Below are 21,073 nucleotides of genomic sequence, written 5' to 3'. Positions count from 1 at the left end.
CGGCACGGACGCGTCCGTGCCGGGCATCGACGTGTTCCCGGGCTCTCAGCCGCCGGTCAGCGCGCTGGTCCTCAGCACCACGACGAGCAGCAGCAGCGCGAGCAGCACCACGGCGGCGACGCCCTGCGCCGGGCCGGTGCGGAGCTTCGCGGGGGCGTACGCCAGCCCGGACATCACCAGGCCGCCCGTGAGCAGGCCGCCGAGGTGGCCCTGCCAGGAGGTGAAGAAGGCGGAGATCGCCATCCAGACCAGGAATCCGGCCATGAAGCGGTTCAGCTGGCCCACGTCGCGGCCCAGCCGCCGGCCGATGACGTAGAGCGCGGCGGCCAGGCCGAAGATCGCGCCGGAGGCCCCCACGGTGTTGCTGTCGGGCGCCAGTACGTACACCAGCACCGAGCTGCCCACCGCGGAGAGCAGGTACAGGGCCGTGTACCGGACCTTGCCGAGCTGGGCCTCCACGTCCCGGCCGAGGTTCCAGAGCGCCAGCATGTTGAAGACGAGGTGCATCACGCCGATCGACGAGTCCGGCGGCAGGTGCAGGAACGCGCCGGTCAGCAGCCGGTACCACTCGCCGCCCGCCACCCCGATCAACTCGTAGCCGGGCGGCGTCCAGCCGTCGTACACGTACAGGGAGCCATCGGGCCCGTCGAGCACCGCCCCGAGCATCCCGAACCGGTCCAGGATCTCCGGCTTCACGACCTCGGCGACGTAGGCGAGGACGTTCAGGGCGATGAGCGCGTACGTGACCAGGGGCTTCGTACCGGACGGGACCCGGCCGCCGAAGAGGCTCCGCGCCTGGCGGACCGTGCGGTTGCCCTCCCGTACGCACTCCGGGCACTGATGGCCGACCGCGGCCTCCCGCATGCAGTCCGGGCATATCCGGCGGTCGCAGCGGGTGCAGCGGACATGCGTCTCGAACGACGGATGGCGGTAACAGGTGGGGGTGTCGGCGGGGGTGTCGGCCTCCATGACCGGCTCCTTCACTGGGCGAGGTGGTGCGCGGTGCCGAGGTGACGGCGGCGATCAAGATAGCGAACCCGAAATTCGGACCATATGCCCGGGTGTCGGATGGCAGCCTGGGGGCGGCGGCGAGACCACCAACCCCCGTGCCCGGCAGGCGTGGAGCGGTGATTCGCTGTCCGGAGCAACCGGATCGGATCGCTCGGGATCGGACCGGATCGGAACGGAGACAAGCATGATCGGATCACCCCCGGCCGCAGGCCCCGCTCTCTCCCTCGACAAGGTGGCGGCGCGTGCGCCCGGCCTCGTCAGCCTCTACAAGAGGGCGGGCGTCTCGCTGCGCAAGCGCGGCATGGACGGCGCCCGGGCGGCGGTCTACCTGGTCCTCGACTACTCGGGCTCGATGAAGGACTACTACAAGGACGGCAGCGTCCAGGCCCTCGCCGACCAGGTCCTCGGGCTGTCGGCCCATCTCGACGACGACGGACGCGTCCCCGTCGTCTTCTTCTCCACCGACATCGACGCCGTCACCGACATCGCCCTCGACAACCACCGAGGGCGCGTCGACGCGATCGCGGCGAGCCTCGGGCACATGGGGAAGACCAGCTACCACCTGGCGATGGACGCGGTCATCGACCACTACCTCGACAGCGGCTCCACCGCCCCCGCTCTCGTCGTCTTCCAGACCGACGGCGGCCCCATCAACAAACTCGCGGCCGAACGCTACCTCTGCAAGGCGGCCGAACTCCCGCTGTTCTGGCAGTTCGTCGGGTTCGGCAACACCCGCAGCACCCAGTTCGACTTCCTGCGCAAGCTCGACGAACTCGCCGTCCCCGCCAAGCGCGTGGTCGACAACGCCGGCTACTTCCACGCCGGACCCGACCCGCGCACCGTCCCCGACGAAGAGCTCTACGACCGGCTCGTGGCGGAGTTCCCGCTCTGGCTCGCGGCGGCCCGGGAGCGCGGCATCGTGGGGTGACCCGGGGAGGGGCGTCCTCGGGGGAGGGGCGTCCTCGGGGACGGGTGGGCGGCCGGACACGCCGCCCCCGCACCCGTCGCGGTGACCGGCGGGAACACCCGTTGCGGTGACCCGCCGGAAATCCTGACAGAAGGTGTCGGGATGAGACGGTTCGATGGAGGCATGACACCGAACACCCCCGCCCCGACCCCCGCCCCGACCCCCGTCACCTGGGCGGACTTCCACGCGGCCGAACCCGGATTCGCCGCCACCGCCGAGCGGCGCTTCCGCCTCTACCGCCACCAGGTCCTGGCCACCCTCCGCAAGGACGGATCGCCCCGGGTCTCCGGACTGGAGGCCGACTTCCGCTTCGGCGAGATGCTGCTCGGCATGATGCCCCGCTCCCGCAAGGCCCTCGACCTCTTCCGCGACCCCCGCTTCGCGATCCAGGCGAACCCCGGGCCGGACGCCGAGATGGCCGACGGCGACGTACGCGTCGCCGGCCGCGCGATCGAGGTCACCGACGCGGCCCTGCTGGCCCGCTTCATCGAGGAGGCCACGCCCCCGGAGCCGTTCCACCTCTTCCGCGTCGACCTCACCGAGGTGGTCCACACCGGCATGGACGGCGAGGAACTCGTCGTCCGCTCCTGGACCCCGGGCCGCGGACTGCGCACGGTCCGCCGGGGGAACGAGGGGCCGGTGGGCTGAGGCCCGGCGCCGTCTTCCGCGTCGCAGAGCCCCCTCCCGCGGCGTGTCGTCCGTCTCACTCCCGGCGGAGGGGGCCGCCGGAAGCGGGACGGACGCCCCGGTGGCAGCGGTGCGCGCTCCGCGCGGGCGCCCCGCGGGCCCTTCGCGGCCACGTTTCCGAGATCCGGAGCCTCAAGATCCACCACCCGGCGGGAGGACGTGCTACGGTGTTCCAGTTGCAGTTTTGGTACCCATGAACTTTATGTGCGCCTGACGGGAATGCTTCCTCAGGCGCATTATTGTTTTCCGGCTTTCTCCGGATGGGGCTCAATGCGGCGACTTGGAATTCGTAAAGTGCGGATTCTCGGCACTGCACCTCTTTTAGGAGAATGACATGGCTACTGGAACCGTGAAGTGGTTCAACTCGGAAAAGGGCTTCGGCTTCATCGAGCAGGACGGCGGCGGCGCCGACGTCTTCGCCCACTACTCCAACATCGCCACCTCGGGCTTCCGTGAGCTCCAGGAGGGCCAGAAGGTCTCCTTCGACGTCACGCAGGGCCAGAAGGGCCCGCAGGCGGAGAACATCGTCCCCGCCTAATTCGGCCGGACGCGTACCTCGCAGCCGGGGCCCGCACCTTCACGGTGCGGGCCCCGGTTTGTGCTGTCTCCGGGACGTCCTGTCACCGGAGCACCCGCCATGTGCCGCATCCTGGGGCGCACATGAAAGCGGTCCGAAGAGCATGTCGCAGCGACCCAGGAATCCCCCAGGAGGGAAATTCCGTATGACCCGCTTCGAACGCCAGGACCGCCCGGCCGGCAACCGTCAGCCGAGTGGCCGGGGCCGTGGCCAGTCCCAGGCCGCCCCCGCCCGCCGCGGAGCCGGCAAGGCGCCCGCGCGCCGCCGTCCCGCCGCACCGCAGGGCGGCGAGTTCGCCCTGCCGGAGACCCTCACCCCCGCTCTGCCCGCCGTCGAGGCGTTCGCCGACCTCGACATGCCCGCCGCGCTGCTGAAGACGCTGGCCGCGCAGGGTGTCACCGACCCCTTCCCGATCCAGGGCGCCACCCTGCCGAACTCGCTCGCCGGCCGGGACATCCTCGGCCGCGGCCGTACCGGCTCCGGCAAGACGCTGGCCTTCGGCCTCGCGCTGCTGGCCCGTACCGCCGGACGCCGCAGCGAACCCCGCGCCCCGCTGGCCCTCGTGCTGGTCCCGACCCGCGAGCTCGCCCAGCAGGTGACCGACGCGCTCACGCCGTACGCCACCTCCGTGAACCTGCGCCTGGCGACCGTGGTCGGCGGGATGTCCCTCACCCGGCAGGCCGCCACGCTCCGGCGCGGCGCCGAGGTGCTGGTCGCCACCCCGGGCCGCCTGAAGGACCTCATCGAGCGCGGCGACTGCCGCCTGGACGAGGTCTCCATCACGGTCCTCGACGAGGCCGACCAGATGGCCGACATGGGCTTCATGCCGCAGGTCACCGCCCTGCTGAAGCAGGTCGAGCCGGACGGCCAGCGGATGCTGTTCTCCGCCACCCTGGACAAGAACATCGACCGGCTGGTCAAGATGTTCCTGACCGACCCGGTCGTGCACTCCGTCGACCCGTCGGCCGGGGCCGTCACCACGATGGAGCACCACGTGCTGCACGTGCTCGACGACACCGACAAGAAGGCCGTCGCCACGAAGATCGCCGCCCGCGAGGGCCGCGTGATCATGTTCGTCGACACCAAGCGCGCCGCCGACCGCTTCGCCAAGCGACTGCTCGCCGCCGGTGTCCGCGCCGCCGCCCTGCACGGCGGCCGGTCCCAGCCGCAGCGCAACCGCACCCTGGACCAGTTCAAGGACGGCCAGGTCACGGCGCTCGTCGCGACCAACGTGGCGGCCCGCGGCATCCACGTCGACGACCTCGACCTCGTCGTCAACGTGGACCCGCCCACCGACCACAAGGACTACCTCCACCGGGGCGGCCGTACCGCGCGCGCCGGGGAGTCCGGCAGCGTCGTCACGCTGGTGCTGCCCGAGGAGAAGCGGGACATGACCCGCCTCATGCAGGACGCGGGCATCGCCCCGCACACCACCCGCATCACCTCCAGCGACCCGGAGCTCAGCCGGATCACCGGCGCCCGCGAGCCCTCCGGCATCGCGGTCGTCATCGAGGTGCCCCAGCCGACCCCGCCGAAGCAGCGGACCCGCTCCGGTGGCCAGCCGGGCACCGGCACCACCACCCGCTCGGGCAGCCGGGGCCGTGGCCGCCGGGGCGGCGCCGCGGGCGCGAGCACCACCACCGGCACCACCGGCGGCGCGCGCGGCACGGGCAACGGCGGCGGTCGCGGCGGAGCCTCCGCCGGGGCGCAGCGCGGCGAGGCCCGCGGTGCGGGCGCCGGGCGTACGGGCGCGAGCGCCGGCCGCACCGGTTCCGGCCGTACGGGCACGGGCACGGGCCGCACCGGCACCGGCTCCGGCCGTCCCGCCGGGGCGGGCCGGGGCAACGGCGGCAACGGCGGGGGCGCACCCCGCAGCCGCCGCGCCGCGTAGGGCTCGGCAGCCCCGCCGCCGCGCCGCACAAGGCCCGGCAGCCTCAGGAACACAGGGCGACGCCCGGTCCGGTTCTTCCGGACCGGGCGTCGTGCTGTGCGGGGGAGTGCGGGGAGCCCCGGGTACGGGGAGCGGGGCGGGCGGGCGCCGGGGCCCGGGATAGTACGGGCGAACGAGTGATCATCACATGGGGTGGCTCGGCGCTTCCGCCGCCCCGTGCCCGGGCAGCCTGCCCACCGAAGCGACGCCGGAGCGGCGGCGCACCGTACGGGAGGGGCGGGCACACATGGCAGCGGAGACCCGGGAGGACGGCGGGAGCGGGCCGGTCCTGCTCGCCGCCGGTCTGGCCGATCTGGCCCTGACCACCTGCGGCGCGGCCTGGACCGCGGCGCGCGGCCTGTTCGGCCGCTCGGACCTGGGCGACCTCGCCCAGCAGGGGGAGCAGGACCTCAGGGCGCGCGGACGCCTGGCGCTCGACCGGGTGGGCACCGGCCCCGCGCACCTGGAGATCCTCGCGCGCCACGCCCGTACCCGGGGCGCGGGCGGACCCGGTGCCTGAGCCCGTACGCCTCGCCCCCGGGCGCGCACAGGCCGCGCCGGGGCTGCAGGCCCACGTCGTACCCCTGCCCAGGCCCAGGCGGCACACGCCCGCCGCCCCCGCCGCCGTGTCCCCGGCGGCCCGCCCCGCCCCCGCCGCCGCCGAGCCGTCGGAGATCACCGCGCTGCGGGCCCGGGTGGACCGGGAGCTGCGGCGGTTCACCGACGCGGAGACCGAGGCGCTGCTCGCCGTCGACGAGGACCTCGCCCCGCTCGCGGCCGTCCTGTCCGACGCCACCGCCCACGGCAAACGGCTGCGGTCGGCGTTCTGCTACTGGGGCTGGCGGGCGGCGCGGCAGCCGGACAGCGAGGCCATGGTCCGGGCGGCGGCGGCCATGGAACTCGTCCACGCGGCGGCCGTCGTCCACGACGACCTCATCGACGACAGCCGGCTGCGGCACGGCCTGCCGACCGCCCACGTCGCCCTGCGCTCCGCCGTCACCCGCGGCACCCGGGTGAACCCGCGCGCCGCCTCGCTCGCGATGCTCGCCGGAGACCTGCTGATGTCCTGGGCCGGACAGCTCTTCACCGGCTGCGGACTGCCCGGCGCCTACCTGGCCCGGGCCCGCCCCCTCTGGGGCGTACTGGCCCGCGAACTCGTCGCCGGCGAGGCCCTGGAGATCCTGCGCGCCGCCGGACCGCCCGACGTGACGCAGTCGTTGAAGGTGATCCGGTACAAGACCGCCAAGTACACCGTGGAACACCCCCTGCACATCGGTGCCGCGCTCGGCGGCGGCGACCCGGCCCTGCGCGGCGCCTTCACCGACTACGGGCTGCCGCTCGGCGAGGCGTTCCAGCTCCGCGACGACCTCCTCGGGCTGTACGGCGAACCCGAGCACACCGGCAAGGCCAACACCGACGACATCACGGGCGCCCGCCCCACCGCGCTGATCGCCCACGCCCTCGCCGCGGCCGGCCCCGCCGAGCGCCGCGAACTCTCCCGGCTCCTCGGGCGGAGCGGCCTCACCGACGCCCAACTCGACCGCGTACGCGCCGTCGTGGAGTCCACCGGCGCCCGCGCCCGCGTCGAGCGCATGATCGGCGACCGGGTCGCCCTCGCCACCCGCGCACTCGACGGCGCCGCCCTCCCCACCCCCGCGCACGCCGCCCTCACCCACCTCGCCACGGCGCTCACCACCCGCCCCGCCTGACGCCCCCGCCGAACCACCCCCACCCGGAGGAGCCACCCGTGTACCCGACCGAGCAGTCCATGGAAGCGCTGCGCCAGTGCGGCGACGAACTCGCCGACGCCACGGTCGCCACCCTCTTCGAGCGCGGCGAGACGGGAAAGTTCAACACCCTGATGCGTTACGTCTCCGTGGCCGGGCAGCCCCTCCCGGACGGGCTCCCGGACGCCGCCCGGGAATACCTCCACGAGACCAGCAGCCCGCCCTCCTGGGTCGACTGGGAGGAGATGGAGAGGGCGCGGCTCTTCTTCATCGACAACAACGTGCACATCTCCACCGCCCTCTCCTTCGCCGCCATGCCCGCCTGCTACGTCGTCCCGCACATCGCGAAACTCCTGTCGGCGACGCACTCGCTGAACTACCCCTCCAAACGCATGGCGGAGACCGGGCAGTTCACCGTCCACCTCATGCAGCCCGACGCCTTCGAAGCCGGTGGACGCTTCCTCCCCGCCGCCCAGAAAGTCCGCCTGCTGCACGCCTCGATCCGCTACCACCTGCGGCGCGAGGGCCGCTGGGACACGGCCGGCCTCGGTACGCCGATCTGCCAGGAGGACATGATCGGCGGGCAGATGATGTTCTCGATGCAGGTGCTGGACGCCCTCCACCGGCTCGGCATCCACATGAGCGTCGAGGGCGCGGAGGCCTACCACTACGCCTGGCGCGTCGTCGGCGCGATGCTCGGCGTCGACCAGGAACACGCCCCCAAGGACCTCGGCCAGGCCCGCGCCTTCTCCGACCTCTACATGACCCGGCACATGGGTCCCAGCGACGAAGGAGTCGCTCTCACCCGGCAGTTGATCGACCTGTACGAGGAGGTGGTCCCCGGAACCCTGCTGGACCCGGTCGTCTCCGCGCTGATCCGCCACCTGATCGGCGACACCTGCGCCGACTGGCTCGGCGTCGCCCGCACCCCCTGGGACACCGTCGTCAAAGCCGCCCCCGCCCTGATGAACGTACTGGAGACCATCGAGGACCGCTCACCCCTGGGCGCGTGGGCCCTGGACCGCCTCGGCCACCTCACCACCCTCTTCGAACTCTCCTCGCTCACCCGGGGCCGGGTCATGCACTACGCGATCCCCGAACACCTCAAGAAGGACTACGGACTCTCCACCGCCGTCCCCCGCACCCGGCGCTGGACCCCGCCCGCCCCGGTCCTCCGGCCGGCCTGACAGCCCTCGGTTCACGTGTCGCACGCCCACCGCGTCCCGCACACCCCGCAACCCGCCCGGACCGGGCCGCGCACCGGCAGCCGGAGCCGCTGATGGCAGGTCGGGCAGTCGAACAGCACCCGCCGCTCCGGACCACCGCCCTCGAACGCGTACGGAGCGCCGGGCGCCGCCACGGCCCGGTGCCGGTCCCGGGCGTACCGCATCCTGCTCATCCCGCCCGCCGCCCGCAACGGCGGCACCCGCAGATCCCGCAGCGCCCTGGAGCGGCCCTCGGTGTACGCCTGGTACGCCCCCGGGCTGGTGAACCACGGCGAGGGGTCCTCGCCGAACGCCAGCGACCTCTTCGCCAGCACGTAACCGAACTCCTCCGGCGTCAGATAACCCAGCTTCTGGCGGGTCAGCGCATCCTCACGAAACGCGTCCAGCAGCAGCCAGCCCGCGCCGAGATACACCGCCACCGTGTCCGTCAGTATCTCGTTCTCCCGGGTCCCGGAGAACTCCATCCCCAGCCGGTGCAACAGCACATGGGTGACCTCGTGCACCAACGCGGCACCCACATCACGCCGGTTGACCCGGAACCTGTCGTTGAGCTCCACGAAGTACTCCGGCCCCGCGGCGAGTTCGACCGTCGCCGCATGCTCCATCCGGCGGAAACCGACGATCACGCGGGCATCGGGCAACCGCAGGTGCGCCACCGCCGCCCGGGCCACCCGCTGCGCACCCCCGTACAACTCCTCCGCGTCCCCGAACGCGACCTCCGCCGCCGGCAGACTCCCCGCGTACGCGCGCACGCCCGCCCCGCCCATCCGCCGGTACAGCGCGGTGATCGAAGCCCTGACGGTGTCCAGATGCGGAAAACCACGCACCACCGGGCCCCCGTCCCCACCGTTCTCCGTCACGCCCCCACCCCCCGGCGGGCGGCCCCCGCCGCCCGCCTTCCACCGTACGGGGCGTGCCCCCGGCATGCGACGGCCCGCCCCCGCGAGGTGCCGTGCCGGGCGGCGCGCGGCACCCCCGGGCCGGTACCACCCACCGGCGCTCACCCGCCGGCGCACTACGTCTAAGCTCGTCGACCATGAACGACATCGATCCGTCCGTACGCGCCGAGCTGAACCGGCTGCGCGAGAGCATCGACAACATCGACGCCGCCGTCGTCCACATGCTCGCCGAACGGTTCAAGTGCACCCAGCAAGTGGGGCACCTGAAGGCCGCTCACCAGCTCCCGCCCGCCGACCCGGCGCGCGAGGCACGGCAGATCGAGCGGCTCCGCCAGCTCGCCGGCAACGCCAAACTCGACCCGGCCTTCGCCGAGAAGCTCCTCAACTTCATCGTCGCCGAGGTGATCCGCCACCACGAACGGATCGCGGACGAGACGACCGGCGGCGACCGCCCGGCCGGGAGCGCCGACCCGCAGGAGGCGTGACCCGCCCCCGGCGCCGCCACGTCCCCGACGGGCGGGTGCACGGGCAGCCCGCCCGCGCACCCGCCCCGGGAGAACCCCGTCGCACGCCCTCGGAGCCGTACGGCAGCATGGAGAAATGTCCGTACTGACGCGCGACGAAGCGCAGACCCGAGCCCGCACCATCGACGTCCAGCGATACACCATCGCCCTCGACCTCACCACCGGCGACGAGACCTTCGGGTCCGAGACCGCCATCCGGTTCACCGCACGCACCGCCGGCGACACGTTCATCGAAGTCGAGCCCGCGGCACTGCACGCGCTCAGCCTCGACGGACAGCCCCTCGACCCCGCGCTCCTCGCCGACGGCCGCTACCCCCTCACCGGGCTCACGGCCGGCCCCCACGAGCTCCGCGTCGACGCCACCATGCGCTACTCGCGCACCGGCGAGGGCATGCACCGCTTCACCGACCCCACCGACGGCGAGAGCTACGTCTACACCCAGCTCTTCCTCGACGACGTGCGGCGCGTCTTCCCCGCCTTCGACCAGCCCGACCTCAAGTCCGTCTTCGAGATCACCGTCACCGCCCCCGACGGCTGGAACGTCCTCGGCAACGGCATCTCCACCCCCACCGGCGACGGCCACTGGACCATCGCCCCCACCCCCCTCATCTCCACCTACCTCGTCGCCGTCGCCGCCGGCCCCTGGCACTCCGTGACCACCGAGCACGCCGGCATCCCCTTCGGCATCCACTGCCGCCGCTCCCTCGCCCCCTACCTCGACGCCGACGCCGACGAGATCCTCGACACCACCCGCGCCTGCTTCGACCGCTACCACGAGAAGTTCGACGAGCCCTACCCCTTCGACTCCTACGACCAGGCCTTCGTCCCCGAGTTCAACGCCGGCGCCATGGAGAACCCCGGACTCGTCACCTTCCGCGACGAGTTCGTCTACCGCTCCGCCGTCACCGACACCGAACGCCAGACCCGCGCCATGGTCATCTCCCACGAGATGGCCCACATGTGGTTCGGCGACCTCGTCACCCTCAGCTGGTGGGACGACATCTGGCTCAACGAGTCCTTCGCCGAATACATGGGCTACCAGACCGCCGCCGAAGCCACCCGCTTCACCGACACCTGGGTCGACTTCGGCGTCGCCCGCAAGGGCTGGGGATACGACGCCGACCAGCGCCCCTCCACCCACCCCGTCGCCCCCGACCCCACCGCCGTCCCCGACACCGCCTCCGCACTCGTCAACTTCGACGGCATCTCCTACGCCAAGGGCGCCTCCGCACTCCGCCAACTCGTCGCCTGGATCGGCGAGAAGGACTTCCTCGCAGGCATCAACACCCACTTCGCCCGCCACAAGTTCGCCAACGCCGGCCTCGCCGACTTCATCGACAACCTCGCCTCCGCCACCGACCGCGACGTCCACGGCTGGGCCGACACCTGGCTGCGCACCACCGGCCCCGACACCCTCACCGCCCGCGTCGACGACCCGGGCGACGGGTGGACCCTCGCCGTCGACCACCTCGGCAGCCGCCCCCACCGCATCGCCGTCGGCCTCTACGACCACGAACTCGGCACCGGGCCCGACCGCCTCGTCCTGCGCGACCGCGTCGAAACCGACGTCCCCGGCACCGGCGAACCCCTCACCCTCCCCGGCCGCCGCCCCGTCCTCGTCGTCCCCAACGACCAGGACCTCACCTACGCCAAGATCCGCCTCGACCCCGCCTCCTGGACCGCCGTCGAACACGGCCTCTCCGGCATCCCCGACCCCCTCACCCGCGCCGTCATCTGGAACACCGCCCGCGACATGGTCCGCGACGGCGACCTCCACCCCACCGCCCACCTCGCCCTCGCCCGCACCCACCTCCCGCACGAGACCGACCTCGCCCTCGCCCAGGGCGTCCTCGGCTTCGCCGCCCTCCTCACCGACCGCTACCTCACCCCCGAAGAGCGCCCCGCCGCCCTCGCCACCCTCACCGACCTCTGCCGCGACCTCGTCCGCCGCACCGAGGACGGCAGCAACCCCGGGCTGCGCCTCGTCGCCGTACGCCACCTCATCGACGCCGCCACCCAGCCCGACACCCTCCAGGAATGGCTCGCCGACGGCACCGCACCCGGCGGCCCCGAACTCGACCCCGAACTGCGCTGGCGCGTCCTCACCCGCCTCGCCGTCCTCGGCGCCACCGACGAGACCGCCATCGCCGCCGAACTCGCCCAGGACACCAGCGCGCAAGGCCAGGAAGGCGCCGCCCGCTGCCGCGCCGCCCTGCCCGACCCCGAGGCCAAGGCCGCCGCCTGGCAGGCCCTGTTCCACGACGACACCCTCTCCAACTACCTCTTCACCGCCACCGCACAGGGCTTCTGGCAGCCCGAACAGACCGGCCTCACCCGCGACTACGTCGCCCGCTACTACCCCGACGCGGCGGCCCTCGCCGCCCGCCGGGGCCCCGCCATCGCCACCGCCGCCGGCCGCGCTGCCTTCCCCGCGTACGACGTGGACGCCGACGCGCTCGCCCTCGGCCACCGCGCCCTCGACGGCACGACCCTCACCCCCGCCCTGAGGCGCAAGCTCGTCGACGAACTCGACGACCTGCGCCGCGCCCTGGCCGTACGCGACGCCCGCTGACCCTCCGCACCCCCACGCGCCCGGCACCCCCTCCACACGAGGGGTGCCGGGCGCCGTCATGTCCAAACGCGCCCCTGAACCACCGTGCGGGCACGCGCCGTCGGCGGTGAGAGCGCATGCCGTACGCACCTCCGCCACCCCTCCACGCGCACCACCCGGCTCGAACTCGCGTACAGGGCCAGGGAATACGTACGCGTGCGCCGCGCCACACGCCCATACCCCTCTAGGGTCGGCATCGTTGGACCGGGCGGCCCAACCACAACCGAACACAGAGACGCCCGCACGTCCACCGCCACCACACCAACGAAGGGGCAGCCCACACCCATGTCCTCCACCCCACCCCTCGCCGGCGGCACCACGGGCCCCGAACACCTCCGCCCCCTCCTCGACACCGTCCTCGCCGCCCTGCACGAAGGCGCCGCCCACCGCGCCGGGCCCCTCCCCGCCGGCGGCCCCACCGCCACCACCGCCCGCACCCGCCACGCCATCGGCCCCCTCCTCCCCGACCAGGGCACCGGCGCCCACCACGCCCTGACCACCCTCGTCACCGCCCTCGCCGAAGGCGCCGCCGACCCCGCACACCCCCACTGCGCCGCCCACCTCCACACCCCGCCCCTCGCCCTCGCCGCAGCCGCCGACCTCGCCGCCTCAGCCCTCAACCCCTCCATGGACTCCTGGGACCAGGCACCCGCCGCCACCACCATCGAAGCCGAACTCACCGACACCCTCGCCCGCGAGGTCTACCCCCACCACCCCCACCCCGACGCCGTCGTCACCACCGGCGGCACCGAAGCCAACCAACTCGCCCTCCTCCTCGCCCGCGAACGCCACGGTCCCGTCCAGACCATCCACGCCACCAACGCCCACCACAGCATCACCCGCGCCGCCTGGCTCCTCGGCCTCCCCGCACCCCACGTCGTCCCCGCCCCCACCGGCACCATGGACCTCGCCGCCCTCCACCACGCCCTCACCACCACCCCCGGCCCCCACCTCGTCACCGCCACCGCCGGCACCACCGACAGCGGCGCCATCGACCCCCTCACCGCCATCGCCGACCTCTGCGACACCCACGGCGCCGAACTCCACATCGACGCCGCCTACGGCGGAGCGCTCCTCCTCAGCCCCACCCACCGCACCAAGGTCCACGGCCTCCACCGCGCCGCGAGCGTCACCCTCGACCTCCACAAACTCGGCTGGCAGCCCGCCTCCGCCGGCATACTCGCCGTCCCCGACCACCACCACCTCTCACCCCTCCACCACCTCGCCCCCTACCTCAACGCCGACGACGACACCGAAGCCGGCATCCCCGACACCCTCGGCCGCTCCCTGCGCACCACCCGACGGGCCGACGCCCTCAAGATCGCCGTCACCCTCCAAGCCCTCGGCCGCGACGGACTCGCCGACCTCATCGACCGCACCCTCGCCGCCGCCCACCACCTCGCCGACCTCATCACCCGCACCCCCGGCCTCGAACTCCACGCACCCCCCACCATCAGCACCGTCCTCTTCCGCCCCACCGCCGCCGACGACCGCACCGTCGCCACCCTCCGCCGCACCCTCCTCGACCAGGGCCACGCCGTCCTCGGCCGCGCCCACGCCGACGACCGGCTCTGGCTCAAAGCCACCCTCCTCAACCCCCGCACCACCCCCGCCGACCTCACCGCCCTCCTCGCCCACGTCACCCGCCTCGGCACCGAACTCCGCGCCCCCCGCCTCGGCACCGAACACCACGACACCCAACTCCACGCCCCCCGCCCCGGCACCGAACTCACGGAAGGCTGCACCCACCGATGACCGACCGCACCACCCCCGCCACCGGCCGACCCCACGACCTCATCGGCATCGGCATCGGCCCCTTCAACCTCTCCCTCGCCGCCCTCGCCCACCGCCTCCCCCCACCCCACACCCCCCTGACCACCGCCTTCTACGACCAACGCCCCGACTTCCAGTGGCACCCCGGCCTCCTCATCGAAGGCGCCACCCTCCAAGTCCCCTTCCTCGCCGACCTCGTCACCCTCGCCGACCCCACCAGCCCCTGGACCTTCCTCAACTACCTCCGCACCCGCGACCGCCTCTACCCCTTCTACTTCGCCGAGCGCTTCCACATCCAGCGCGCCGAATACGACGCCTACTGCCGCTGGGTCACCCACCAACTCCCCTCAATCCACTTCGGCCACCACGTCGACACCATCCGCTGGAACCCCGAACACGCCCTCTTCGAAGTCGACTTCACCCAACTCGACCCCGACGGTGGGACCGAAGCCCTCGGCCGCGCCCACACCCGCCACATCGCCCTCGGCATCGGCACCGCACCCCACATCCCCACACCCCTCCAACCCCTCGCCGCATCCGACGACGCCCCCGTCATCCACTCCGGCGCCTACCTCGACCACCGCGAAGAACTCCTCGGAGCCGGACACGTCACCGTCATCGGCTCAGGACAGTCCGGCGCCGAGATCTTCCTCGACCTGCTGCGCGCCCGCCCCCACGGCCGCGAAAAGCTCCACTGGCTCGCCCGCACCCCCGCGTTCGCCCCGATGGAGTACTCCAAACTCGGCCTCGAACACTTCACCCCCGACTACACCCGCTACTTCCACGAACTCCCCGAGCAGACCCGCGACCACCTCGTCACCCGGCAGTGGCAACTCCACAAGGGCATCGACACCGACACCATCGCCGCCATCCACGACGAGCTCTACCGCCGCACCCTCCACGGCGGCTGGCCCGACGCCACCCTCACCCCCGGCGTCTCCGTGCGCACCGCAGGCCGCCTCGCCGACAAACGCGTCGAACTCCACCTCGAACACATCGAGCAGGGCACCCGCACCCGCCACACCACCGACGCCGTCGTCCTCGCCACCGGCTACCGCGAACGCCCCCTCGACACCCTCCTCGGCGCCCTCGCCCCCCACATCCGCCGCGACGCCGCGGGCCGCCCCCGGGTCGACCTCCACCACCGACTCGAACTCGACCCCGCCGTCACCGGCAACATCTACGTACAGAACGCCGAACGCCACACCCACGGCGTCGGCGCCCCCGACCTCGGCCTCGCCGCCCACCGGAGCGCCACCATCCTCAACCACCTCACCGGCACCACCCCCTACCCGCTCCCCGACCGCACCGCCTTCACCACCTTCGGCCTCACCCCCCACCCCGCCGTCCCCCCGCAGCACACCCCGCGCACCCCCGCACGTCAGGACGGCTGACCCGCGCCCGACCCGTGGCAGAGCACACGAAAAGGGCGGCCACCCCGGCCCGAAAGCCGGAGCGACCGCCCCACACACCTCGTACGACGTACGGACAGTCCTCTGCCTGCACAGCGCTCCATGCACACAGTCCTGTACATGGACTGTCCTACGAACGGACAGTCCTACGCGCGTACTGTCCGTTGTGCGTACTGTCCGTTGTGCGGACTAGAAGACCGGCACGCCGTCCCGCGTCAGACGCCAGCCCACCGTGGCGAACTGCGCCGGGTCGATCTCGCCCTTCGCCGTCACCCAGGCGATGATCGTGTTCCGGATCTCGTCCGAGTTCGCCCACACCTGCTGCGCGGCCGGAACGTGCGGGAAGTTGCCGCCGCCGCTCGCCCGGTAGTTGTTCACCGCCAGCACGAACTTCGCGGCCGGGTCGATCGCCGCACCCTCGAACGACAGCCCGACGATCCGCGAGCCCACCGGCTTCGCGATGTCGATGTCGTACGTCACGCCCGACAGCGCGTCGTAGTTGTAGTCCGGCGTACCGCCCGCGTTCGTCAGCTTCGACGTGTCCACCGCGGCACCCGCCGCCGTCTGCACGTAGTACTGCGCCGAGAACTCCAGGTAGTCCTTCACCTGGGCACCCGTGATGACCCGCGCCTCCAGCGTGTTCTCGAACGGGTACAGACCCGCCGCGTCCTTGATCGTGACGTTGCCCGCCGGGATCGACGCCGTACGCGAGAAGCACGACGCCTGCGACAGCACCGGCAGCGACGCGAACTCCCCGCCCGCCAGCGCCTCCTTCACCGTCTCCGCCTGGACGTGGTTGATCAGGTCGATGATCGGCTCGTCCTTCCACGGCGCGTCCACCGTGGTCATCGCCGCCACCGACGTACCGATGACCTGGTTCACATAGGCCACCACCTTCGCGTGCTCGTCCTTCAGGAGCCGCGTGATCTTCTTGTCCTCGGCGGCCGTGTTGGAGTTCAGCACCTGGGCGCCGACCTTCTCCACCGTCCAGCGGCCCTTCTCCCACACCAGGTCGAAGTCGAACAGCGTCAGACGCTGACCCCACTTCGCCGGCTCCGAGAGCACGACCTGCTTGCCCGTCTCCTTGTTCGTCACGAAGTACTCGGGAATGTCCGAGTGCGCGTGACCCACCAGGATCGCGTCGATCCCCGGCACCTGCTCCGCCACCAGACCGGCCGCGTTCTCCACGTACGGAAGCTGGTCGCCGTACGACGACGTGCCCGACGTACCCGAGTGCGCCGAGACGATCACGACGTCCGCACCCATCGAACGGAGCTTCGGCACCCAGTGGGCGGCCTGCTCCTCAAGACCCGGGAACACCATCTTCCCGCTCACGTTCGCCTTGTCCCAGATCGCGATGCCCGGGTTGGTCAGACCCAGCACCGCCACCCGCACGTCCTTGCCGTGCGGCGTCCGCACCTTCTTGATCACGTACGGGGCGAACGCCGGCTTCAGCGTCTTCGCGTCCAGCGCGTTCGCACCGAGCAGCGGGAAGTCGCACTGCTCCTCGAACTTCCGCAGCACGGGAATGCCGTAATTGAACTCGTGATTTCCGAGCGCCGCCGCGTCATAACCGATCGCGTTCATCGCCTGCGCCATCGGGTGCACCGGACCGCGCTTCGCGGTGATCGGGTCGATCTTCGCGTAGTAGTACGAAAGCTGGGTGCCCTGGATGGTGTCACCGGCGTCGATCAGCAGCGTGTTGCCACGCCCCCGCTCCTTGCGGATCTGGTCCACCAGCGTCGAGATCTTCGCCAGGCCGACGTCGTTGTGCGCGGCGTCGTCGTACTCCTTGTCCGTGAAGTAGTCCCAGTTGAAGACGTTGCCGTGCATGTCCGTCGTCCCCATGACGGTGAACGAGTACCGCTTCTCGTGGCCCTCGCCGTGCCCGTGACCCTGTCCGTGGCCCGAAGGCGCGGCCTGGGCCTCTCCCGCGACAAGTCCGCCTGCCAGAGCGACACCCGCACCTGCGGCTGCCGAACGGCCCAGAAACGTCCTGCGGTTCAACGGCATCTTTCTTGACTCCTCGTTCACTCGGACGACGCGTGCGCCCGGCACCCAGCCGGGTCGTTCCGCGATCATGACGCGCGTAGATTCTGACGCACGCGGCGCATATGGAACAGGCTGTTCACATTTCGATCTGGTGACTGTCTGCGCACGAACAACTGTCCCTGACGGAACATCCGGACGATTGCTCGGCCTCCGCACCACCCAAAAGTGCCCCGGAACCCCCGCAACAACTCCCCGAAGCCGTCACCGCCCACCCCTGGAAAACGCTCATCGGAGCAGCCCGCCGCGCAATGCGACACTGTCAACAACCTTTAACCGAAAGGACGTTGCACAGTCATACGGAGCCAATTACCTACCCGTAGGTAAGGTCTAGGCTCGAACCATGCGCCGAGCGAAAATCGTCTGCACCCTGGGACCCGCGACCGACTCCTACGACCAGATCAAAGCCCTGGTCGAAGCGGGAATGGACGTCGCCCGCTTCAACCTCAGCCACGGCAGTTACGCCGAGCACGAACAGCGGTACCACCACGTCCGCAAAGCCTCCGAGGAGACCGGCCGCAGCGTCGGCGTCCTCGCCGACCTCCAAGGTCCGAAGATCCGCCTCGGACACTTCGGCGAAGGCCCCGTACTCCTCGAACGCGGAGACACCTTCACCATCACCGTCGAACCCCTCGCCGACGGCGACAAGAACATCTGCGGCACCACCTACGACGGCCTCGCCGCCGACGTCACCCCCGGTGAGCGCATCCTCGTCGACGACGGCCGCGTCACACTCCAAGTGACCGCCGTCGACGGCCCCCACGTCCGCACCACCGTCCTCGAAGGCGGCGTCGTCTCCGACCACAAGGGCCTCAACCTCCCCGGCGTCGCCGTCTCCGTCCCCGCCCTCTCCGAAAAGGACATCGACGACCTCCGCTGGGCCCTGCGCATCGGCGCCGACGTCATCGCCCTCTCCTTCGTACGCAGCGGAAAGGACATCGTCGACGTCCACCGCGTCATGACCGAGGAGGGCCGCCGCCTCCCCGTCATCGCCAAGGTCGAGAAACCCCAGGCCGTCGAGAACATCGACGACATCGTCGCCGCCTTCGACGGCATCATGGTCGCCCGCGGCGACCTCGGCGTCGAAATGCCCCTGGAACAGGTCCCGATCGTCCAGAAGCGAGCCGTCAAACTCGCCAAACGCAACGCCAAACCCGTCATCGTCGCCACCCAGATGCTCGACTCGATGATCGACAACTCCCGCCCCACCCGCGCCGAAGCCTCCGACGTCGCCAACGCGATCATCGACGGCACCGACGCCGTGATGCTCTCCGGCGAGACCAGCGTCGGCAAATACCCCATCGAGACCGTACGCACCATGTCCCGCATCGTCGAAGCCGCCGAGGAAGACATCCTCGCCAAGGGCCTGCCACCCCTCACCGACCGCAACAAGCCCCGCACCCAGGGCGGCGCCGTCGCCCGCGCCGCCGCCGAAATGGGCGACTTCCTCGGCGCCAAGTTCCTCGTCGCCTTCACCCAGAGCGGCGACACCGCCAAACGACTCTCCCGCTACCGCTCACCCATCCCCCTCCTCGCCTTCACCCCCGACGCCGCCACCCACGCCCAGCTCAACCTCACCTGGGGCGTCGAAACCTTCCTCGGCCCCCACGTCGAATCCACCGACGCCATGGTCGCCCAGGTCGACGAAGAACTCCTGCGCATCGGCCGCTGCGCCAAGGGCGACGTCATCGTCATCACCGCCGGCTCCCCACCCGGTGTCGCGGGCTCCACCAACCTGGTCCGCGTGCACCACGTGGGCGAGGACGACAGCCCGAAGTAGCCCGCTGCCCGCACCGCTTCTCAGTATTTCGGCCCGACGTGCGCGTCCATGAGTGTGACGGACGCACGTCGGGCGACGGAGACGTTGTACCGCCGCCCCGACCGCGTGCAGTGCTTCCACTCCACGCCGAGCACGTCCAGCGTGTCCGTGTAGAGCCGCCGGATGTCCTCCGAGACATTGGTGAACCAGTACCGCGGGTACTCGTACCGCTTCACCGCCCCGCCGACCGTCCGGGTGGTCCAGTTCGTGACCCGGCACCCGTCCGAGTGGACCAGCCCGCGCACCAGTTCCCAGGGGTGCGCCGCGACGATCTCCCGCTGCCAGGGTTCGAGGGCGATCCGGCGCTCGTGCTTCTTGCCGGGGCCGTGCTGGGGGAAGAGGCAGGGCCAGTGCTTGCTGTAGGAAGTGACGTACTGGCACCCGGCCGCCCGGACCCGCATGACCTTGTTCGACGGGCGGACCAGCCGGACGGCCTCGGCGCAGGCGTCGATGAGACCGGGCCACGAGTCGGCGCACGCGATGCGCAGGGTGTGCACCCCGCGCCCGCGCGCTGCCGCGCTGATGCAGCCGTCGCCCAGATAGAGCCCCAGCAGGTACGCGTACGTGCCGGCGGGCTCGACCGCGGTGGGGGTGGCGGCGCACCGGGGGCAGGGCTCCGCGCGGGACGCGTCGAGCGGTTCGAGTCGGGTCTGCCAGGAGCGGATGGCGGCGCGGGAGACGCCGGTCAGCCGACTCGCAGAGCTGAGGTTGTGGCCCTGGGCGACCAGCGCCAAGGCTTGCTTGCGGGTTCCCAGGTCGTACATGGGCCCGAGCATCGCCGGAAGGCGCGCAGTGGGCGCGTGAATCAGCGGCCCGTACTCAGATCAAGTGAAATCAGGCGAATCAGCGTGCGCCTTCGAAATGAAGGAAAAGTACCCCGAGTCGGACTCGAACCGACACTGTATGGGTTTTGAATCCATTGTCTCTAACCAATTGGACTACCGGGGCTCGCAGAATCGAAGGTTAATGTCGACCCGCTGATGATCCACCATACCGTAGCTAGGTAGGCTCTTGGGAGCAGTACCCCTGTCCTTACCGAGGAGCCCCCGTGACCACGCCCGAGTCGCCCGAGCCCGCAGACGCCGTCGACGACGACAAGTCGCACGTTCCGCCGCTGACGACCCGCGTCGTCATCGCCGAGGACGAAGCGCTCATCCGCCTGGACCTCAAGGAGATGCTGGAGGAAGAGGGGTACGCGGTCGTCGGCGAGGCAGGAGACGGCCAGCAGGCCGTCGAGCTGGCCCGCGAGCACAAGCCCGACCTGGTCATCCTCGACGTCAAGATGCCGGTGCTCGACGGGATCTCCGCGGCCGAGAAGATCGCCGAGGAGTCCATCGCACCGGTCCTCATGCTCACCGCGTTCTCCCAGCGCGACCTGGTGGAGCGGGCCCGCGACGCCGGGGCGATGGCGTACCTCGTGAAGCCGTTCAGCAAGAGCGACGTCGTCCCCGCCATCGAGATGGCGGTGTCCCGCTTCGCCGAGCTGCGGGCGCTGGAGAACGAGGTCGCGGACCTGGCGCAGCGGCTGGAGACGCGGAAGCTGGTAGACCGGGCGAAGAGCATCCTGCAGACCGACTACGGCCTCTCCGAGCCGGCGGCGTTCCGCTGGATCCAGAAGACCTCGATGGACCGGCGGCTGTCCATGCAGCAGCTGGCCGAGGCGCTGATCGCGGACGCCGAGGAGAAGAAGAAGGCGTCCGAGTAGCGGATCGCCGTTCTCGCTTCCTCTTCCGTGCGCCTTCCGTGCGCACGCCGTCCCGTGCGCGTGTGCGTGCACGCTGTCCGTCCCGTACGCCTCTGTACGCCGCAGGGCCCGCTCCCGAACGTTCGGGAGCCGGGCCCGGTCTCTTATACACAAATA

Annotated in this window: 17 protein-coding genes and 1 tRNA gene; 13 read left to right on the top strand and 5 right to left on the bottom strand. The window is 71.5% G+C overall.

Going from position 1 to position 21,073, the window contains the following annotated elements; all coding sequences use genetic code 11:
• Nucleotides 1-45: 45 nt before the first annotated feature.
• Entirely contained in the window at nucleotides 46-969 is a 924-nt protein-coding gene (locus tag ACFWEE_RS31725) for a rhomboid family intramembrane serine protease (protein ID WP_386894539.1), read from the bottom strand.
• A gap of 226 nt (nucleotides 970-1,195) precedes the next feature.
• Between ACFWEE_RS31725 and ACFWEE_RS31720 the strand changes: the two genes are divergently transcribed.
• The 7 genes from ACFWEE_RS31720 to ACFWEE_RS31690 all read left to right on the top strand — a co-directional run bounded on the left by ACFWEE_RS31720 (nucleotide 1,196) and on the right by ACFWEE_RS31690 (nucleotide 8,086).
• The gene (locus ACFWEE_RS31720; RefSeq protein WP_386894537.1) at nucleotides 1,196-1,939 is read left to right on the top strand and encodes a VWA domain-containing protein; all 744 of its coding nucleotides are present in this window, start codon (nucleotides 1,196-1,198) and stop codon (nucleotides 1,937-1,939) included.
• Between the two features lie 162 nt (nucleotides 1,940-2,101).
• Entirely contained in the window at nucleotides 2,102-2,626 is a 525-nt protein-coding gene (locus ACFWEE_RS31715; protein ID WP_386894535.1) for a pyridoxamine 5'-phosphate oxidase family protein, read from the top strand.
• A gap of 373 nt (nucleotides 2,627-2,999) precedes the next feature.
• The gene (locus tag ACFWEE_RS31710; RefSeq protein ID WP_003969786.1) at nucleotides 3,000-3,203 is read left to right on the top strand and encodes a cold-shock protein; all 204 of its coding nucleotides are present in this window, start codon (nucleotides 3,000-3,002) and stop codon (nucleotides 3,201-3,203) included.
• A gap of 184 nt (nucleotides 3,204-3,387) precedes the next feature.
• The gene (locus ACFWEE_RS31705) at nucleotides 3,388-5,133 is read left to right on the top strand and encodes a DEAD/DEAH box helicase (protein WP_386894533.1); all 1,746 of its coding nucleotides are present in this window, start codon (nucleotides 3,388-3,390) and stop codon (nucleotides 5,131-5,133) included.
• Between the two features lie 286 nt (nucleotides 5,134-5,419).
• Nucleotides 5,420-5,692 (top strand): polyprenyl synthetase, encoded by a 273-nt coding sequence (locus ACFWEE_RS31700; protein ID WP_386894531.1) that lies wholly within the window; start codon nucleotides 5,420-5,422, stop codon nucleotides 5,690-5,692.
• Between the two features lie 154 nt (nucleotides 5,693-5,846).
• A complete protein-coding gene (locus ACFWEE_RS31695) occupies nucleotides 5,847-6,881 on the top strand; it encodes a polyprenyl synthetase family protein (protein ID WP_386894543.1) in 1,035 nt (344 codons plus the stop codon).
• A 59-nt stretch (nucleotides 6,882-6,940) separates the two neighbouring features.
• On the top strand, nucleotides 6,941-8,086 hold the full coding sequence (locus tag ACFWEE_RS31690; RefSeq protein ID WP_386894541.1) for an oxygenase MpaB family protein: 1,146 nt from the start codon (nucleotides 6,941-6,943) through the stop codon (nucleotides 8,084-8,086).
• Between the two features lie 11 nt (nucleotides 8,087-8,097).
• Here the strand turns inward: ACFWEE_RS31690 and ACFWEE_RS31685 are convergent, their stop codons facing one another.
• The gene (locus tag ACFWEE_RS31685; RefSeq protein ID WP_386894529.1) at nucleotides 8,098-8,985 is read right to left on the bottom strand and encodes a hypothetical protein; all 888 of its coding nucleotides are present in this window, start codon (nucleotides 8,983-8,985) and stop codon (nucleotides 8,098-8,100) included.
• Between the two features lie 176 nt (nucleotides 8,986-9,161).
• On the opposite strand from ACFWEE_RS31685, the gene ACFWEE_RS31680 reads away from it, so the two are divergent.
• From ACFWEE_RS31680 to ACFWEE_RS31665, 4 genes are all read left to right on the top strand, one after another.
• Entirely contained in the window at nucleotides 9,162-9,509 is a 348-nt protein-coding gene (locus tag ACFWEE_RS31680; protein ID WP_386894527.1) for a chorismate mutase, read from the top strand.
• A gap of 115 nt (nucleotides 9,510-9,624) precedes the next feature.
• Complete coding sequence (gene pepN, locus ACFWEE_RS31675) at nucleotides 9,625-12,120, top strand: aminopeptidase N (RefSeq protein WP_386894525.1); 2,496 nt, start codon at nucleotides 9,625-9,627, stop codon at nucleotides 12,118-12,120.
• A gap of 324 nt (nucleotides 12,121-12,444) precedes the next feature.
• Complete coding sequence (locus ACFWEE_RS31670) at nucleotides 12,445-13,914, top strand: pyridoxal phosphate-dependent decarboxylase family protein (protein ID WP_386894523.1); 1,470 nt, start codon at nucleotides 12,445-12,447, stop codon at nucleotides 13,912-13,914.
• The gene (locus ACFWEE_RS31665) at nucleotides 13,911-15,326 is read left to right on the top strand and encodes a lysine N(6)-hydroxylase/L-ornithine N(5)-oxygenase family protein (protein WP_386894521.1); all 1,416 of its coding nucleotides are present in this window, start codon (nucleotides 13,911-13,913) and stop codon (nucleotides 15,324-15,326) included. Before ACFWEE_RS31670 ends, ACFWEE_RS31665 begins: the two co-directional genes overlap by 4 nt.
• A gap of 207 nt (nucleotides 15,327-15,533) precedes the next feature.
• Here ACFWEE_RS31665 and ACFWEE_RS31660 read toward each other — a convergent pair whose 3' ends face one another.
• Nucleotides 15,534-17,357 carry a bifunctional metallophosphatase/5'-nucleotidase gene (locus ACFWEE_RS31660; protein WP_386894519.1) on the bottom strand — a complete coding sequence of 608 codons (1,824 nt, stop codon included), beginning with the start codon at nucleotides 17,355-17,357 and terminating at the stop codon, nucleotides 15,534-15,536.
• Between the two features lie 379 nt (nucleotides 17,358-17,736).
• Between ACFWEE_RS31660 and pyk the strand changes: the two genes are divergently transcribed.
• Nucleotides 17,737-19,173 (top strand): pyruvate kinase, encoded by a 1,437-nt coding sequence (gene pyk / locus ACFWEE_RS31655; protein WP_386894517.1) that lies wholly within the window; start codon nucleotides 17,737-17,739, stop codon nucleotides 19,171-19,173.
• Nucleotides 19,174-19,193: 20 nt separating this feature from the next.
• Here the strand turns inward: pyk and ACFWEE_RS31650 are convergent, their stop codons facing one another.
• Both ACFWEE_RS31650 and ACFWEE_RS31645 read right to left on the bottom strand, forming a co-directional pair.
• On the bottom strand, nucleotides 19,194-19,976 hold the full coding sequence (locus ACFWEE_RS31650; RefSeq protein ID WP_386894515.1) for a transcriptional regulator: 783 nt from the start codon (nucleotides 19,974-19,976) through the stop codon (nucleotides 19,194-19,196).
• A 109-nt stretch (nucleotides 19,977-20,085) separates the two neighbouring features.
• Nucleotides 20,086-20,160 (bottom strand) — tRNA-Leu (locus ACFWEE_RS31645).
• 100 nt (nucleotides 20,161-20,260) lie between these two features.
• Between ACFWEE_RS31645 and ACFWEE_RS31640 the strand changes: the two genes are divergently transcribed.
• Nucleotides 20,261-20,917, top strand: coding sequence for an ANTAR domain-containing response regulator (locus ACFWEE_RS31640; protein ID WP_386894513.1), 657 nt, complete (start codon nucleotides 20,261-20,263; stop codon nucleotides 20,915-20,917).
• The last annotated feature ends 156 nt before the right edge of the window (nucleotides 20,918-21,073 follow it).

This window comes from Streptomyces sp. NPDC060184, from assembly GCF_042728795.1.
GTDB lineage: Bacteria > Actinomycetota > Actinomycetes > Streptomycetales > Streptomycetaceae > Streptomyces.
The sequence above is the reverse complement of the archived record's forward strand: the minus strand, read 5'-3'. Positions and strand labels throughout refer to the sequence as shown.